15 protein-coding genes are annotated in these 16,735 nt (G+C 51.7%); 14 read left to right on the plus strand and 1 reads right to left on the minus strand.

Going from position 1 to position 16,735, the window contains the following annotated elements:
- The first annotated feature begins 446 nt into the window (after positions 1 to 446).
- From dnaB to EKO24_RS13725, 9 genes are read left to right on the plus strand one after another with little or no spacing between them, the layout of a single operon-like run.
- Positions 447 to 1,838: a replicative DNA helicase gene (gene dnaB / locus EKO24_RS13685; RefSeq protein WP_127028011.1), complete on the plus strand. Its 1,392-nt coding sequence runs from the start codon at positions 447 to 449 to the stop codon at positions 1,836 to 1,838.
- Positions 1,835 to 2,911 carry an alanine racemase gene (gene alr, locus EKO24_RS13690; RefSeq protein WP_127028010.1) on the plus strand — a complete coding sequence of 359 codons (1,077 nt, stop codon included), beginning with the start codon at positions 1,835 to 1,837 and terminating at the stop codon, positions 2,909 to 2,911. Before dnaB ends, alr begins: the two co-directional genes overlap by 4 nt.
- Positions 2,912 to 2,951: 40 nt before the next feature.
- The gene (locus tag EKO24_RS13695) at positions 2,952 to 4,052 is read left to right on the plus strand and encodes a radical SAM protein (RefSeq protein ID WP_127028009.1); all 1,101 of its coding nucleotides are present in this window, start codon (positions 2,952 to 2,954) and stop codon (positions 4,050 to 4,052) included.
- A gap of 9 nt (positions 4,053 to 4,061) precedes the next feature.
- Positions 4,062 to 5,048, plus strand: a complete 987-nt coding sequence (locus EKO24_RS13700) for an SDR family oxidoreductase (RefSeq protein ID WP_127028008.1) — start codon at positions 4,062 to 4,064, stop codon at positions 5,046 to 5,048.
- Positions 5,049 to 5,059: 11 nt separating this feature from the next.
- Positions 5,060 to 5,623: an SIS domain-containing protein gene (locus EKO24_RS13705; RefSeq protein WP_127028007.1), complete on the plus strand. Its 564-nt coding sequence runs from the start codon at positions 5,060 to 5,062 to the stop codon at positions 5,621 to 5,623.
- 3 nt (positions 5,624 to 5,626) lie between these two features.
- Positions 5,627 to 7,147, plus strand: a complete 1,521-nt coding sequence (locus EKO24_RS13710) for a PfkB family carbohydrate kinase (RefSeq protein WP_127028006.1) — start codon at positions 5,627 to 5,629, stop codon at positions 7,145 to 7,147.
- A gap of 5 nt (positions 7,148 to 7,152) precedes the next feature.
- Entirely contained in the window at positions 7,153 to 8,136 is a 984-nt protein-coding gene (locus EKO24_RS13715; protein WP_127028005.1) for a thiamine pyrophosphate-dependent dehydrogenase E1 component subunit alpha, read from the plus strand.
- Positions 8,129 to 9,199 (plus strand): alpha-ketoacid dehydrogenase subunit beta, encoded by a 1,071-nt coding sequence (locus EKO24_RS13720; RefSeq protein ID WP_127028004.1) that lies wholly within the window; start codon positions 8,129 to 8,131, stop codon positions 9,197 to 9,199. Before EKO24_RS13715 ends, EKO24_RS13720 begins: the two co-directional genes overlap by 8 nt.
- A 20-nt stretch (positions 9,200 to 9,219) precedes the next feature.
- Positions 9,220 to 10,614 (plus strand): radical SAM/SPASM domain-containing protein, encoded by a 1,395-nt coding sequence (locus tag EKO24_RS13725; RefSeq protein WP_127028003.1) that lies wholly within the window; start codon positions 9,220 to 9,222, stop codon positions 10,612 to 10,614.
- Between the two features lie 172 nt (positions 10,615 to 10,786).
- Here the strand turns inward: EKO24_RS13725 and EKO24_RS23240 are convergent, their stop codons facing one another.
- Complete coding sequence (locus EKO24_RS23240; protein WP_241674533.1) at positions 10,787 to 10,987, minus strand: hypothetical protein; 201 nt, start codon at positions 10,985 to 10,987, stop codon at positions 10,787 to 10,789.
- Positions 10,988 to 11,185: 198 nt separating this feature from the next.
- Here EKO24_RS23240 and EKO24_RS13730 point away from each other — a divergent pair, with 198 nt between their 5' ends.
- The 5 genes from EKO24_RS13730 to neuC all read left to right on the plus strand — a co-directional run bounded on the left by EKO24_RS13730 (position 11,186) and on the right by neuC (position 16,733).
- Positions 11,186 to 12,448 carry a glycosyltransferase family protein gene (locus EKO24_RS13730; protein WP_241674535.1) on the plus strand — a complete coding sequence of 421 codons (1,263 nt, stop codon included), beginning with the start codon at positions 11,186 to 11,188 and terminating at the stop codon, positions 12,446 to 12,448.
- A gap of 193 nt (positions 12,449 to 12,641) precedes the next feature.
- Positions 12,642 to 13,346, plus strand: a complete 705-nt coding sequence (locus EKO24_RS13735) for an acylneuraminate cytidylyltransferase family protein (protein ID WP_127028001.1) — start codon at positions 12,642 to 12,644, stop codon at positions 13,344 to 13,346.
- A 12-nt stretch (positions 13,347 to 13,358) separates the two neighbouring features.
- The gene (locus tag EKO24_RS13740) at positions 13,359 to 14,339 is read left to right on the plus strand and encodes an NAD-dependent 4,6-dehydratase LegB (RefSeq protein WP_127028000.1); all 981 of its coding nucleotides are present in this window, start codon (positions 13,359 to 13,361) and stop codon (positions 14,337 to 14,339) included.
- The gene (locus tag EKO24_RS13745) at positions 14,332 to 15,555 is read left to right on the plus strand and encodes a LegC family aminotransferase (RefSeq protein ID WP_241674539.1); all 1,224 of its coding nucleotides are present in this window, start codon (positions 14,332 to 14,334) and stop codon (positions 15,553 to 15,555) included. Before EKO24_RS13740 ends, EKO24_RS13745 begins: the two co-directional genes overlap by 8 nt.
- On the plus strand, positions 15,555 to 16,733 hold the full coding sequence (neuC, locus tag EKO24_RS13750; RefSeq protein ID WP_127027999.1) for a UDP-N-acetylglucosamine 2-epimerase: 1,179 nt from the start codon (positions 15,555 to 15,557) through the stop codon (positions 16,731 to 16,733). Before EKO24_RS13745 ends, neuC begins: the two co-directional genes overlap by 1 nt.
- Positions 16,734 to 16,735: the final 2 nt, after the last annotated feature.

Below are 16,735 nucleotides of genomic sequence, written 5' to 3' on the forward strand. Positions count from 1 at the left end.
TCCTGTAGTCTTGGCAGACAATTTAATGAGATTATCGCTCCCGAGAATAGTTCAAATTTATATATAGTCAAGCTCATCGTAATATGGAAAAACTCTGCAGATAGTTTATCTCTACTTGTTGCAATTGATGTTCAGAAATACGCCCTATAATCATGCGTTTTCAAAAGTGAAGGGGGCTTTGACAGGCGCGCTCCCCAAGGATCAGCTTGCATTTATTTAAATTGAGCGACTTGCTTATGCTGCAGCGTTAAAATTGCCCTGAAATGTTAATGTCTTGTTGATTAAACTATAATGGCTCAATTATACAAAGACTATAATCAATGCCGAGACTTACCATTATTTCTCAGTTTAATCCCCTTGTGTCGCATCTTCTCTAACTAATTTTCTAGATTTTTAAAAGCTTTTTATGCTGTGTTTTGTAATTAACGCCTTTGCTACCATCAGTTATGCCTGAAAATTATCCATTTGATCGTGACTATTCGCTGGACTCCTTGAAAATTCCTCCTAACTCTATCCAGGCTGAGCAATCGGTTTTGGGGGGGTTAATGCTAGATAACCAGACTTGGGATTCCGTTTCCGATAAAGTAGGGGAAGGCGATTTTTATCGTAGAGACCATCGGCTAATCTTCAAGACGATTGAGCAGCTGGCCGAAAAACAGATTCCGTTTGACGTAATTACTATATCGGAAGCGTTGGATGCGATAGGCGAACTGGAAAATTCCGGCGGGTTGTCCTATTTAGGGATGCTGGCAAAGGATACGCCTAGTGCCGCAAATATTGTCACCTACGCCAATATTGTCAGAGACCGGTCGGTATTGCGTCAACTGATTCATGTAGGTACCGAGATTGCCGATTCTGCGTTCAATATAGAAGGTCGCGAAACTGCGGACTTGCTTGAAAATGCTGAACGAGAGGTATTCAAAATCGCCGAACAAAGGCAGCGGGGACAGGGTGGTTTTGCTTCAATTAAGTCCTTGTTAGCGCAAGCGGTCGATAAAATTGAAACACTGTTTGAACAGGAAGGAACAGTCACCGGAGCAGCAACCGGATTTACCGATTTTGATGAGCTGACTTCCGGCCTTCAGCCTGCGGATTTGATTATCGTGGCCGGCCGGCCGTCGATGGGTAAAACCACGATTGCGATGAATATGGCGGAGAATATCGCAATTAAAGGCGATAAGCCGGTGGCGGTATTCAGCATGGAAATGCCAGGCGACTCGTTGGCGATGCGGATGATGTCGTCATTAGGCCGCATTGACCAGCACAGAATCCGAACCGGTAAGCTGGAGGATGACGAGTGGCCGCGCTTGACCTCGGCGATTAACTTGCTGGCGGAAACTAAACTATTTATTGACGATACGCCGGCATTGACACCGACCGAAGTGCGTTCAAGAGCCCGGCGTCTGGCGCGCGAACACGGTCAGTTGGGGTTGATCGTGATCGACTATCTGCAGCTGATGCAATCGCCTTCCAGCGGCGATAACCGGGTGCAGCAGATTTCTGATATTTCCAGAGGGCTTAAGGCGTTGGCTAAAGAATTAAACGTCCCTGTTATTGCTTTATCGCAGTTGAACCGTAACCTGGAACAGCGACCGAATAAACGTCCGATGATGTCCGATTTGCGTGAATCGGGAGCGATCGAGCAAGACGCCGATTTGATCATATTCGTTTACCGGGATGAGGTATATCACGAAGACACCCCGGATAAAGGCATTGCCGAAGTCATTATCGGCAAACAGCGTAACGGTCCATTGGGTACTGTCAGGCTTACTTTCTTGGGGCAGTATACTCGCTTCGAAAACTTCGCCGGACCTGCTTATACCGGGGACTATGAATGACGCCAGCCGCCTATGCCGAGCTGAACCGGGATGCCGTTCAACATAACTTAGCCATTGTCCGCAATCATGCGCCGAATGCCAAAGTGATGGCAGTGATCAAGGCCAATGGTTACGGCCATGGCTTGCTGCGTATTGCCGATGCTTTGCGGCAGGTCGATGCTTTTGCAGTGGCCAGAGTTGATGAAGGCGTGCGCTTACGCAAAGCCGGATTCAACAACAGGATTGCGGTCCTGGAAGGATTCACCTGTAGCGAAGAATTAAATCAATTGTTGCATTACCAACTGGATGCGGTCGTGCATTGTGCAACGCAATTGGAGATTCTTCAGCATAGCACGGCTTCGGAAACTTGCGCGGTCTGGCTGAAGCTCGATACCGGCATGAACCGTTTGGGCTTTAGCCCTCGGGAATTTTGCGTCGCCCACCAGCGCTTGAGCCGTTGCGCCCATGTGCAACAGCCGGTCAATTTAATGACGCATTTTTCCGACGCCGACGAAATCGACGACGACAAAACGGCCGAGCAAATCGATTTATTCGAACGCACCGTTGCCGGCTTGCCCGGCGAGCGCAGCCTGGCCAATTCGGCAGGCATCTTGGGTTGGAAGCAGTCGCTGAGCGATTGGGTGCGTCCCGGCGTGATGCTGTACGGCATTTCGCCGTTTCCGGACCGGACCGGACCTGAACTGGGGTTAGCACCAGTGATGACCTTGCAGTCCCGGCTAATTGCGGTCAAACGGATCGACGCCGGACACACCGTCGGCTACGGCAGCAGTTGGGCCGCGAGCGAGCCGACGACGCTGGGTGTGATTGCAATAGGTTACGGCGACGGTTATCCACGCCATGCCAAGCCCGGCACGCCGGTACTCGTCAACGGCCGGCGCGTGCCGTTGGTCGGCCGGGTGTCGATGGATATGATAACGGTTGACCTCGGCAAGCAAAGCGATGCCAAGCCGGGGGATCCTGTGATTTTATGGGGCGAGAATTTAGCGGTTGAAGAAATTGCCCAATGTGCCGATACCATACCGTATACATTGGTGTGCAGTGTTACCCAGCGTGTCCAAGTAATAGAGAAATAACATATTTGGTTAATTTGAAACTTATATTTACCGGAAATACATGGCAGATAATTACGGCGTAGACAGTCACAAACTGGTGTATCATCCTAAGCGGGTCGCGCAGTGGCTGGACAGCAAGCACGATTGGCAACTGGCGAAAGCCGTGTACCCGATTTATATGGAAGTATCGCCGGTCGGCGCCTGCAATCATCGTTGCACATTTTGCGCGGTCGATTACATCGGTTACAAGGCACAACGATTGGATGTCAAAATCTTGGCCGAACGTCTTGCTGAAATGGGCCGGCTGGGCGTTAAAAGCATCATGTACGCCGGCGAAGGCGAGCCGATGCTGCATAAAGAAATCAACGAAATCGTCAGCCTAACCGCCGGGGCCGGCATCGATGCCGCGTTCACGACTAACGGCACGTTAATGAACCAGCGCTTTATCGAACAATCGCTGCCGTTGGTGTCATGGATCAAGGTATCGTTAAACGCCGGCAGTGCCGAAAATTACGCCGCGGTTCACCAGACCAGAGCGTCTGATTTCGATTTAGTGCTGAATAACCTGCGTAACGCCGTCATTGATAAGAAAGCCAGGAATTTGTCCTGCACGCTGGGCGCGCAAATCCTGCTGTTGCCGGAAAATCAACATGAAGTAACGGCTTTGGCCGCGATCTGCCGCGACATCGGCCTTGATTACCTGGTCGTCAAACCCTATTCCCAGCATTTATTCAGCGAAACCCGGCGCTACGAAAGTCTGCGTTACGATAATTTACTCGGTATGGCCGAAGAACTGGCAAAATTTAATAGTGATAGTTTTAATGTGATTTTTCGCGAGCAAACGATGAAAAATTACTCCGCGTCAGAAACGTCCCGCTACAAAACCTGTCACGCGACCCCGTATTTCTGGGCTTATATTATGGCCGACGGCGAAGTTTACGGTTGCAGCGCTTATTTAACCGACCAACGTTTTGCTTACGGCAACATCAACCAACAGTCTTTCCAGGCAATTTGGGAAGGCGAGAAAAGGCGCCAGAACTGGCAGTACATCAGCCGGGAGCTGGATATTAGCCAATGCCGTAGAAACTGCCGGATGGAAGCGGTCAACCAGTATCTCGACAAACTAGCGGTCCAGCAGCCGCCCCATATCAATTTTATTTAAGTCCAGACCATGAAAGTATTAGTTACAGGCGGTGCCGGTTTTATCGGTAGTCATTTAAGCCGGGAATTGTGGCGGCAAGGTCACGAAGTCCACGTAATCGACAACCTGACCGGCGGCCGCCGGGAGACCATCGCAGACCTACTGGATCAGCCCAATTTCAGTTTTCATCTGGCAGACATTCGCGATCCGGAAGCGATCAAGCCGCTGTTCGACGGCGTCGATTGGGTATTCCATCTGGCCGGCGTCGCCGACATCGTACCGTCTATCGAACAGCCGCGCGCTTACTACGAGACTAACGTCAGCGGCACGTTTAACGTGCTGGAAGCGGCCAAGTCGGCCAATATCAAGCGTTTTGTTTATGCCGCATCATCTTCTTGCTACGGTTTGGCCGAGCAATTTCCGACGCCGGAAACAGCGCCGATCAGGCCGCAATATCCTTATGCGCTGACCAAATACATGGGCGAGGAACTGGTCATGCACTGGGCGCAGCTGTATAACCTGCCGGCGGTATCGTTGCGGCTGTTCAACGTGTACGGCCCGCATGCCCGCACCACCGGCGCTTACGGCGCCGTATTCGGCGTGTTTCTGGCGCAGAAAATCAACAATAAGCCGTACACCGTCGTCGGCGACGGCACGCAAACCCGCGATTTCACCTATGTGACCGACGTCGCCAACGCGTTCATTGCCGCGGCCCAGTCCGATATTTGCGGCGAAATCATGAACGTCGGCAGCGGCGGCACCTACAGCGTCAACCACTTGGTTGGCTTGTTGGGTGGGCCGGTCGAATACATCCCCAAGCGGCCCGGCGAACCCGATTGTACGTTCGCCGATACCGCCAAGATTCAGGCAAAACTGGGCTGGAGTCCGCAAGTCAGTTTTGAACAAGGCGTCGCCAATATGATCGACCATATCGATTATTGGAAAGATGCGCCGCTATGGAATCGGACTTCAATAGCCGATGCGACAGCCGACTGGTTTAAATATCTCGACAAATAAAGAGGTCTGTTATGGCTATAGGACACGCAGCATCACAATTCGCTCAGTTGCTGACCGGCAGCGTTTTTACCGATCATCAGGGATTGCTGCTGGACGGCGATACGGTAATTCAACAGATGCTGTCCGAGTTCGCCAGGGTTCGCGAGCAGCAGGCCAAGATCATCGTGCTCGGTAACGGCGGCAGCGCGGCGATTGCCAGTCATGTGATCACCGACCTGCGCAACGTCGGCGGCTTATGCGCATTGACTTTGCACGAGGCGGCGCCGCTGACCTGTTTCACCAATGATTATGGATACGAGCAGGCATTTGCGAAGCAAATTGCCTCCTTTGCCAATCCGGGCGACTTATTGATCGCGATCAGCAGTTCCGGTCAATCGCTGAACATCATCAATGCAGTGCAAGCCGCCAATATCAAGGGGCTGGCAGTGATGACGCTGAGCGGTTTTAAAGACGATAATCCGTTACGCAAATTGGGGCGCTGGAATTACTGGTTAGACAGCGGTCACTACGGTATGGTTGAGCTAGGGCATTTGTTCGTGCTGCACCATATTACCGATCACTTGATCAGGAAATAATCTATGTCGACCGAAAAAATCGTATCTATCGAGCAGTTGGCGCAACGTTGCGCCGAGCTGCAAGCCGAAGGAAAAACCGTGGCTTTATGTCACGGCACGTTCGACCTTTTACATATTGGCCATATCCGCCACTTACAAAGCGCGTCCAAGCAGGCCGACCATCTATTGGTCAGCGTAACGGCCGACGAATTTGTTAATAAAGGGCCGGGCCGGCCGGTATTCAACGAATACCTGCGCGCCGAGAACATCGCCGCGCTGGCTTGCGTCGACCAGGTCGCGATCAATCATGCAGTGACCGCTGTTGAGGTGCTGGACCAGGTCAAGCCCGACTTGTACGTGAAAGGCAGCGATTACAAGAGCACCAGCGACGATATTACCGGCAATATCCAGCATGAAAAAGAGGCGGTCGAACGCCACGGCGGCAGGATTTTCTTTACCGATGAACTGACCTCCAGCTCGACACGCTTGTTGAATGAATACTTCGAGGTGTTTTCGCCGGAAACTTCCGCTTATCTTGATCAATTCAAGCAAGTGATCGGCGCTAACGAGATTATCGACAAGCTGAAAAAACTGAGCGGTTTGAACGTGTTAGTGGTCGGCGAAGCGATCATCGATGAATACCATTATACGTCGGCATTGGGCCAGACCGGCAAAGGCAATGTCTTTGCGGTTAAATACAACGATTACGAACGTTTCGCCGGCGGAGCGATTGCGGTAGCTAATCATGTCGCCGAGTTTTCCGACAGTGTCACCTTGCTGACAGGATTGGGCTCTACTAGGAGCCATGAGGATTTTATTCGTGCGAACCTTAATTCGGCTATCGATCCGGTATTTTTTTTCAGCCAGGATCGACCGACTATTGTCAAACGACGCTATGTCGATGCCGACATCGCCAAACTGTTTGAGGTGTATTTTTACAACGACGCGCCGTTGCCCGAGGAAACCAATCGCAAGGTCGTGAACTGGCTGGACAAGCATTTGGCCGATTTTAACGCAGTAATCGTGCCGGATTTCGGCAACGGTTTCATTTCCGGCGAAATGGTCGAGAAATTGTCGCGCAACGCCCGGTTCCTGGCCGTGAACGCCCAGGTCAACAGCGGCAATCGCGGCTATCACCTGATTACCCGCTATCCGCGCGCCGATTTCTTATCGCTAAACGAACCGGAATTACGCTTGGCTGCGCATGACAGAAACGGCGAAATTGAAGAGCTGGCAGGACAACTGGCGGATAAACTGCAAGCCAAGCATATCGCGATTACCCGAGGTACTAAAGGTGCCTTGATGGTCGATGAAGACAAAAGCGCTTATAAAATTCCGGCCCTGTCCTCGCAGGTGGTGGACAGGATAGGGGCCGGCGACGCGTTTTTATCGATTGCGGGCTTATGTTTGGCAGGCGGTTTTGCGCCTGAGCAAGCTTTGTTTGCCGGCAGCGTTGCCGCCGCGTTGGACGTGCAGATCGTCTGCAACCGAGAGCCGGTTAGGGCAGTGGCGCTATTCAAATATATCTCAACTTTGTTGAAGTAACGTTTATGGTCCAAACAACTGCCGATTTAAAGCAGCTCTACTATCAAATGCTTCGTATTCGTCGTATCGAAGAAGCAATTGCTAAGCGTTACCGGGAACAGCAAATGCGTTGCCCGACACATCTTTGTATCGGTGAAGAAGCGATTGCTGTCGGTGTTAACGCTCATCTGTCCGTTCAAGATAAAATATTCAGCAATCACCGGGGACATGGACACTACCTTGCCAAAGGCGGTGATTTGCGCCGGTTGTTGGCCGAGTTGTACGGTTTTGCCGAAGGCTGTTGCGGCGGCCGCGGCGGCTCGATGCATTTGACCGATCTTGCTGCCGGTTTTATCGCTTCGACGCCGATAGTCGGCGGCACCGTGCCGCTGGCCGCTGGATACGCCTGGGCCGAACGTAATAAAAAATTCGATACAGCACAGGGATTCAATGTCGTGGCGGTATTTTTCGGTGACGGCTGCTTCGAAGAAGGCGTGTTGCATGAAACGATGAATTTCGCGGCACTAAAAAAACTGCCGCTGTTGTTCGTCTGCGAGAACAACCAATATTCGGTGATGACGCGGCTGTCCGAGCGCCAGCCCGACCGGGAAATCTACAAAATCGCCGCCGCGCACGGTTTGCAGGCCGCCAGCGGCGACGGCAACCGCGTCGATGAAGTGTTTACGCTGGCAGAAACCGCCATCGCCAATGCCCGTGCGGGTCACGGGCCGCAGTTCCTGGAGTTGCATACGCACCGCTGGCCGGAGCATTGCGGGCCCAACGAAGACGATGAGCTGGGCTACCGGCCGCCGGGCGAACTGGCGGTCTGGAAGCAGCGTTGCCCGCTGCTGCGAACGCGGCAGGCGTTGCTGGACGGCGGCTTGATTAATGATGCGGAACTGGAGGCAATGGAAAATTCGCTGGCAGAGGAAATCGAGCAGGCATTCCAATGGGCACTGCAATGCAGCCGTCCGGTTGTCTCCAGCATGGAGCTGCATCTGTATGCGTGACGTCAAAACCATCAGCTACGGCGAGGCGATACGCGAGGCGCTGGACGACGGCTTGGCGCAGTATCCCGAAATGATCCTGATCGGCGAAGGCGTGCCCGACCCTAAAAACATTTTTGCTACCACCGAAGGCTTGCGCGAAAAATACGGTGCCGAGCGGGTGCTGGACATGCCGTTGTCCGAAAACGGCATGACCGGTATTTGCATCGGTGCGGCGTTGGGCGGCATGCGACCGGTGCTGGTACACCAACGCATCGATTTTGCGTTACTGTCGGTCGACCAGATCGTCAACAACGCGGCCAAATGGTGTTACATGTTCGACGGCCTGCAGTGCGTGCCGCTGGTGATCCGGGTGATTATCGGCCGAGGCTGGGGGCAGGGACCGCAGCATTCGCAAAGCCTGCAGGCGATGTTCGCGCAGGTGCCGGGTTTGCGGGTGGTGATGCCCACGACCGCCAACGATGCTTACCATTTTATGCTGGACGCGATAGCCGACAATAATCCGGTGTTGTTCATCGAACACCGCTGGCTGCACCATATCAACGGCGAAGTCGATAAAGATCGTAGCCGCGATCAGCTTGTCGGCGCGGCGGTGCTGCGCGAAGGCCGCGACATTACGTTGGCGGCGTTCTCGCAAATGACGATTGAAGCACTGAAAGCCGCGGCCGTGCTGGCCGAGCACGGCATTGAGGCCGAGGTCGTCGACATGCGCTGCCTGACGCCGTTGGATACGGACAGCGTTGCCGAGTCGATAGGCAAAACCGGCTTATTGTTAGTGGCCGATTGTGCGCCGGAAATGGCGTCGATTGCGCATAACTTGTTGTCCAAGCTTTTTCTGTCTCACTACGGGATGATGCGACAGCCGCCGCGGCTAATCGCTTATCCGAATCATCCGGTGCCGACATCGCCGTTCATAGCCAATCATTATTATCCGGGAGCCGAAGAAATTGCTGAGGCCGCGCTGGAAATGTTGGACAAACGGCCGCTAACTCAAACAGTGAAAGCAAAATTGCAGTCCGATTTAGCAAAAGATTTGCCTGACCGCAGTTTCGCCGGCCCTTTTTAACGAACAGAGAAAACAACATTATGGCTAAGAATGGTCCAACCAATCGTTTCGGCAATTCCGCCGTCACTTCAATTCCCGATAACGTCCCGATGTTTAGCCAGCCAGGGCACAAATTGCGGACGTCTAACCAGATTGTCGACCGTAGCGCGCTGTCGAACAGCGATTATCAAGTTATCGACACCAGCCAGTTGACCAAGCTGCCCGGACAGCAGTTCAAAAGCGTTTCGCACGACGGCGAGCAGGGCATTATCCGGCTTGAGGAAGGCTGCGAGCACGAAAAGCCGGTGCCGAACCAGTTCACAGGGCCCAGTTTCCGCACGCAGAGGGAGCGTTTTCGTTTCGACGGCCACAAAATGCTTTATCACTTGGACCGTATCCAGGCTTGGCAAAACGGCCAGCGTTTCGCGCCGGTGCATATCGACATGGGGCTGACCAAGTTTTGCAACACAGCCTGTTTGTATTGCTACGCGGTAGTGCAGAACATGACCAAAGGTACGATGATCGGCCGTGAGGCGCTGCTGCAATTTGTCGAGGACTGCGGCAAGCTGGGTGTCAAGTCGCTGGGTTTTATCGGCGATGGCGAACCGACACTGAATCCTACGCTTTACGATGCGACCGTGTTGGCCGCCAGCCTGGGCATCGATACCTCGATGGCGACCAACGGTCTGCTGTTGGACATGGACCGGGCGCACGATTTGCTGAAAAACATGAGTTATATCCGCTTCAACCTGTCCGCCGGTACACCGGAAGGTTTCCGGCGCGTGCACCAATCCAGCGAGAACAATTTCAAGCTGTTGATCGACAAAATCCGCGAGCTGGTCAAAATCAAGAAAGAAAACAACTACAAATGCACGCTAGGCTTGCAAATGGTGCTGATTCCGGAATGCTTCGACGAGGTGCTGGCGGAAGCCGAATTGGGCGCCGAACTGGGCGTGGATTATTTCGTCATCAAGCATTGTTCGGATTCGGAATATAAGGAAATCGGTATCGATTACGACGCTTACCTGCAAATCGGCGATGTTCTGAGACAGGCCGAAAAGCTCAGCAACGAGAACTACGTAGTGCAGGCGAAATGGAACAAGATCAACGCCGCCGGTGAAACCAGCCTGTATAAAGACGGCTACCGGAAGTACGATCAATGCTTCGGTACTCCGTTTTTACTGCAAATCTCCGGTAACGGCAAAATCTATCCTTGCGGGCCGTTTTTTAATAAAGAGCGTTTTTATATCGGCGATTTGCATAAGGATTCTTTCTACGATTTGGTCGCTAACAGCGAGCGTTACTGGCAAGTGCATAAAGACGTTGCCGAATCGGTCGATGTGCATAAGGACTGCGCTATTGGCTGCCGGCAGGATTACGTCAACAAGTTCCTGTGGGATTTAAAAAATCCGCCTGAGCATATCAATTTTATTTGATGAATTTGAATTTAGGATGGCTATGACTGGGCAAGAAAGACTCGATCAGCAAGACAGCAAGGATATATTCTTCCTTAATATAGAAGATGCTTACTCAGAAGCGGTAAAGCAGAATAAAATTGTCGATGAAAAAGGCTATCAGCGTTTACAGTATTGTTACTATGATGGGCCGTTAACCGATATTGTACTGAATAATTTTATCCAGGTTTCGGCCGATAATTTTGTTGATTTTTTCGCCCATAACCATTTGCCGATACCGCAAATTATTGCCATTTCTCAAGATGGTGTAGTGCATTTTAACGAAATGCCTGCCGATGTTATTGAGGAAATTCAGCAATATCGGAATCAATACTCTGTACCGGGATATATTCATGCCGATACTTACTTTGTTGATCCTTTATTGGCTCTAAATATTGCAAAGCAGCTGAATCGGGTTAATTGCGGCCATCCGACCATAGACGGCTTACAAGTATGTTATTACCGGGGCGAATTACCTACACATGATATTGGCAACCTGATTCATATCGAATTTTCCGATATTATCGATTTTTTTGTTATGTCCAGATTGCGGGTGCCTGAAAAAATTGAAATGCCTTGCGAGTTGGAAGAAGAACTAAAAGCTGCGGTAAAGGAAGATTTTGTCAGCGCTTTAGAGGCTATAAAAGATAAACGATTAGTCTTTGTTCAACAATTAACTCGAGTGTCAAAAGCGTTGGAACCGGCTGTTGTTGAAGGCGAGCCAATACGCGTATTTATTCCCAGCTCTCGCCTGACCACTGTCATGCAATATAGCTCGCAAGGCGTAGCAAAGGCATTTGAAAAGCAAGGCTATCAGGTTCTTTTTTATATTGAATCTAACGATATGGAAGGTTCCAATGCTGTCGATTTCTTTAATACATATATCAACTTTAATCCACACGTTACCTTTAATGTAAATAACGTAAATAATGGTTTTCTCCACGATGATGTTATTAATATTATGTGGTGGCAGGATTTAATGCCGGCAATTAGAAATCACCAGTTATTAAATTGGCGGAAAAACGATTTCAATTTCTCAATTTCGCCGATCTTTGATCAGCATCTTAAACAGTGCGGTGCTGAAAAAGTACAGCGCCAGCATTTTGTTTTCGATGAGGCTATATTCTATTCGGATAATAAACAGCTGCAGCAAAAAATAGTTTTTGTCGGCAGTTCGTATTTGCCGGCAATAAATTTTGCTGACAATCAGCAAATGCAAGCTATTACGGAGTTAGTTGAAATATTAAATCAGGGAAGAAGTTTCGATAAGCAGGCAATAACAACTATCGCGGAGCGCACTCATCTAAATTATGAGTTTGTGTTCTGGAAGCTTCTGCATTATGTCGTCAGGGACTATTCCGTAAAATGGCTTTGCCGAAATTCGAATTTGCCGGTGGAGATTTATGGACGTTATTGGGAGCAAGATTCGTTAGTTGCTCCTTTTTATCAAGGTGAGCTGCAACACGGTGTTCAGGTTGCTGATGTGTATCGCTCGGCAACTTATGCGATTGTTTCCCATCCGTTTGAAATTAACTCCCAGCGCCTTGTCGAGGTTGCCGCTTGCGGTTGTATTCCAGTCGTTTACGATTGCCGGGATATTGCAGAAACGCCGCATTGGGACGAGTTTTGCCTGTTTTTTAAAACCGAACAGGATTTGACGGATATTTTTGAAAATCGGGCAGTTCCTGCTAAGTCGCCGTTATTGTTAGCTCAAAAATTTACTTACGATACGGCTGTCTATCATTTTATTGAGCAGTCGGCGATACAGTCACTAAGCAACGTCCCTGCCAGCGATGCGGTTGAAAATCATAGCTAACCTGATTAGGTTGAGTTATTTGATGAGAGCATGGCTTTACATCGCAATACTTCAAAAGAAATAAAGTTGACGCATTTAACTGTGAAGTATTTTTATCGCTTTACTTTTGCTTGAATCTGAGGAGAGTAACAACGATAGATTCTTCCCAGGCTAACTGCGCTATGATGAAAGCCTCAGGGTCATTTAAGAAAATATGCCGACTCAAACATTGATTATTGTTCCCGCCAGAAGCGGCTCAAAGGGAATACCTGATAAAAATATAAAATGGTTAGGAGATAAGCCTTTGATTGCCTGGACGGCTCGGGCAATTCGGAAAGCAAATCCCCGCAACTCTCTTGCCATTTTATCGACCGATTCGGAAAGATACGCCGACGTCGGCCAAGAGGCCGGGTTGCATGTGCCTTTTGTTCGTCCGGCCGCTTGCTCTGACGACACGGCGTCGGCATTGGCCGTGATAGACCATGCATTGCAATGGTTCGAGGCTGAATATCGTTATTTGCCGGAACAACTGATGTGGCTGCAGCCGACTTCGCCGTTCCGGTCGTCTGCTATAATTGTGCAGGCTCTAGCGATGATGGTTCAACAGCAGGCGGACGGCGTAATCGGTTGCAAGGAAATACACCGCGATTTGACGACGTTGTTCAAAACACGGGACGGCTTTTTAACTGCGCTGAGCGAGCAGCAAGTGCAAACCCGGCGCCAGGACGTCGAGCCGCTGTTGACGCCGAACGGCGCGATGTACTTGTGCAAAACTTCGGTCTTGCTGCAAAAACGCTCGTTTTATGCCGAGCGCACATTGCCGTTGGTCATGGACGCGATCATGAGTCTGGATATCGATACGCCAACCGACTGGGCGATGGCCGAAGCGTTGGTCGCAGCAGGATTGGTAGAACAATAATCAAGTGACGTTATGGCAAATATATTAGTGACCGGAGCCGACGGGTTCATCGGTTCGCATCTTACCGAAATGCTGGTCAAGCAGGGGCACCGGGTCAAAGCCCTATCCCAATACAACTCGTTCAATGGCTGGGGCTGGCTGGAAGACATTGACGCTCTGGACCAAATCGAAGTCCTGAGCGGCGACGTCAGGGATCCGCATTACTGCAAACATATCACTCAGGGTATCGATGTGATCTATCATCTGGCCGCGTTGATTGCGATTCCGTACTCTTACGTGGCGCCGGACAGCTATGTCGACACCAACATCAAAGGTACGCTGAATATCTGCCAAGCCGCGCTGGATAACAAAGTCGGGCGGGTTGTGCATACCTCGACCAGTGAAGTTTACGGCACGGCTCAATACGTGCCCATCGACGAAAAACATCCATTGCAGCCGCAATCGCCGTACAGCGCCAGCAAAATCGCCGCCGATGCGATGGCGATGAGTTTTTATAATGCGTTCGGCTTGCCGCTGACGATAGCCCGTCCGTTCAACACTTACGGCCCCAGGCAGTCGGCCAGGGCGGTCATTCCGACAATTATCACCCAGATTGCCAGCGGCAAAAAACAAATCCGGTTGGGCGACGTTTCGCCGACGCGCGATTTCAATTACGTCGAAGACACTTGCCGCGGTTTTATTGCGCTGGCCGAATCCGACCAGACTCTGGGCGAGACGGTCAACATTGGCTCGAATTCGGAAATATCGATAGGCGACACGTTGAACCTGATTAAAGACATCATGCACAGCGATGTCGAGTTTATCGTCGACGAACAACGCTTGCGCCCGGAAAAATCCGAAGTGAACAGGCTCTGGTGCGATAACGGCAAAATCAAGGCGTTGACTGCTTTTGAGTCCCAGGTCGGCTTAAAAGAAGGGCTGAGGCGTACCGTCGATTGGTTTTTGCGGCCGGAAAACCTCGTGAAATATAAAGCCGGTATCTACAATGTATGACGACAAGGATGTAGGAGGTACGGTTCCAGGGAAAGGGGACGACTGCATGGGAGCAGGAGGTTGTGCAACGCAAGGAGCGGTTGCCGAGGACTTTGTCCGTTTCGTCAGGGAACTGTTCCTATCCGACCAGCCGATCCCGCTGCATGCGCCGCTGTTCACGGGCCGGGAAAAAGAATACCTGCTGGATGCGATAGACAGCACGTTCGTGTCCAGTGTCGGCCGCTACGTAGACCGCTTCGAAGCCGAATGCGCGGTCTACACCGGCGCCAAGTACGCGGTGGCGACGGTGAACGGTACGTCGGCCTTGCATGTTGCTTTGTTACTGGCCGGCGTGAAGCAAGACGAAGAAGTCATCACCCAGGCGTTGACGTTTGTCGCGACTTGTAACGCAATCCATTATTGCGGCGCCGAGCCGGTTTTTATCGACGTCGATAAAACCTCGCTCGGGCTATCGGCCCAAGCATTGGCCGACTATTTGGATAAATTCGCCGGAATACGCAACGGCGAAACCCGGAACAAACAAACCGGCAAACGTATCGCCGCCTGTGTGCCGATGCATACGTTCGGCCACTCGGCTGACATGCCCGGCATTATCGAAGTCTGCGAAAAATACCACATCCCGGTCGTCGAGGATGCCGCGGAAGCGTTGGGCAGCACGCTGCATGGCCGGCATTGCGGTACGTTCGGCCGGTTGGGCGTATTGAGCTTCAATGGCAACAAAATCATGACGACAGGCGGAGGCGGCATGATCTTGACCGACGACGAACAATTGGCTAAACAAGCCAAGCACCTGACGACAACCGCCAAGCTGCCGCATCCGTGGCAGTTCATGCACGACCAAATCGGATTCAATTACCGGATGCCGAATCTGAATGCCGCGTTAGGCGTCGCGCAACTCGAATGCTTGTCTGAGTTCCTAATCAAAAAACGCGAGCTGGCGGCGCGCTATATCGATTGGTGCGGACGCAACCGATGGCAATGCGTCGTCGAACCCGAAGCAGCATGCTCGAATTATTGGCTGAACGCGCTCGTGCTGGAAGACGAGGCGGCGCGAGACGCTTTCTTGACGGTGACCAACGAGCAGGGCGTGATGACCCGGCCGGTCTGGGAGCCGATGCATCGCCTGCCGATGTACCGGCATTGCCAAAAAGATAGTCTGGTCAACACCGAGTGGGCTGCGGCCAGAGTCGTCAACATTCCCAGCAGCGTGATCTGATGCAGCAGGTTCAACGTAAAATTTGCGTTGTCACCGGTTCGCGCGCCGAATACGGCTTGTTGTATTGGCTGATGAAAGAGATCCAGGACGATGCCGACTTGGCTCTGCAACTTGTCGTTACCGGTATGCACCTGTCGCCGGAATTCGGTTTGACCTGGAAGCAGATTGAACTAGACGGTTTTACGATCCAACGCAAAGTGGAAATGCTACTGTCCTCGGACACGCCGGTCGGCATCGCTAAATCGATAGGCCTGGGCGTGATCGGTTTTGCAGATGCGCTGGACGCGTTGCAGCCGGATCTGCTGGTGGTGCTGGGCGATCGGTTCGAGATTTTTGCCGCCTGCCAGGCGGCGATGGCGCACCGCATCCTGGTTGCCCATATTCACGGTGGCGAAATCACCGAAGGCGCGGTCGACGATGCGATACGCCACGCGATCAGCAAAATGGCGCATCTGCATTTCACTGCAACCGAACGCTACCGGCAGCGCGTAATTCAGTTGGGCGAGCAGCCACGGCATGTGTTTAACGTCGGCGCGCTGGGCTTGGATAATATCGCTCGGTTGCAATTGTTGGATAGGGAACAGCTCGAGCAAGCCATTGATTTTAAATTGGGCCAACGTAACCTGTTGGTGACGTTTCATCCTGTCACGCTGGAAAAAGCGACGGCGGCCGCGCAATTCGAGCAATTGCTGCAAGCGCTGGACCGGTTCGGCGATTGCCATATCATTTTCACGCTGCCCAATGCCGATACCGACGGCCGCGCGATTATCGGCATGGTCGAGCAATACCGGCAGCGCTTTCCCGAACGGGTCGCGGCGTTTGTGTCACTGGGGACGTTGCGTTATTTATCTGCGTTGCAATATATGAACGCGGTGGTCGGCAATTCGTCCAGCGGTTTGATCGAAGCTCCGGCTTTTAAAATCGGCACGATCAATATCGGCGACAGACAGAAAGGCCGGCTGTGCGCCGATAGCGTGATTCATTGCGAGCCCGAAGCCGAGGCTATCGCCAAGGCGGTGGACCAGCTTTTTTCCGAACAATTTCAAGCATTGTTGCAAGCGGTCGAAAATCCTTACGGCGACTGCGGCGCTTCGGCCAAAATCAAAACCGTGCTGAAAACGCAGCAGTTGGACTGCTTATTGAAAAAAAGTTTTTACGATCTGGAATGCAGGGTATAAAT

The sequence above is a fragment of the Candidatus Methylobacter oryzae genome (genome assembly GCF_003994235.2).
Classification (GTDB): Bacteria; Pseudomonadota; Gammaproteobacteria; order Methylococcales; family Methylomonadaceae; genus Methylobacter_A; species Methylobacter_A oryzae.

Coding starts and splice junctions, on each gene's coding strand:
- dnaB (WP_127028011.1), top strand. CDS start 447: ATGCCTGAAAATTATCCATTTGATCGTGACTATTCGCTGGACTCCTTG.
- alr (WP_127028010.1), top strand. CDS start 1,835: ATGACGCCAGCCGCCTATGCCGAGCTGAACCGGGATGCCGTTCAACAT.
- EKO24_RS13695 (WP_127028009.1), top strand. CDS start 2,952: ATGGCAGATAATTACGGCGTAGACAGTCACAAACTGGTGTATCATCCT.
- EKO24_RS13700 (WP_127028008.1), top strand. CDS start 4,062: ATGAAAGTATTAGTTACAGGCGGTGCCGGTTTTATCGGTAGTCATTTA.
- EKO24_RS13705 (WP_127028007.1), top strand. CDS start 5,060: ATGGCTATAGGACACGCAGCATCACAATTCGCTCAGTTGCTGACCGGC.
- EKO24_RS13710 (WP_127028006.1), top strand. CDS start 5,627: ATGTCGACCGAAAAAATCGTATCTATCGAGCAGTTGGCGCAACGTTGC.
- EKO24_RS13715 (WP_127028005.1), top strand. CDS start 7,153: ATGGTCCAAACAACTGCCGATTTAAAGCAGCTCTACTATCAAATGCTT.
- EKO24_RS13720 (WP_127028004.1), top strand. CDS start 8,129: ATGCGTGACGTCAAAACCATCAGCTACGGCGAGGCGATACGCGAGGCG.
- EKO24_RS13725 (WP_127028003.1), top strand. CDS start 9,220: ATGGCTAAGAATGGTCCAACCAATCGTTTCGGCAATTCCGCCGTCACT.
- EKO24_RS23240 (WP_241674533.1), bottom strand. CDS start 10,987: ATGAATATATCCCGGTACAGAGTATTGATTCCGATATTGCTGAATTTC.
- EKO24_RS13735 (WP_127028001.1), top strand. CDS start 12,642: ATGCCGACTCAAACATTGATTATTGTTCCCGCCAGAAGCGGCTCAAAG.
- EKO24_RS13740 (WP_127028000.1), top strand. CDS start 13,359: ATGGCAAATATATTAGTGACCGGAGCCGACGGGTTCATCGGTTCGCAT.
- EKO24_RS13745 (WP_241674539.1), top strand. CDS start 14,332: ATGTATGACGACAAGGATGTAGGAGGTACGGTTCCAGGGAAAGGGGAC.
- neuC (WP_127027999.1), top strand. CDS start 15,555: ATGCAGCAGGTTCAACGTAAAATTTGCGTTGTCACCGGTTCGCGCGCC.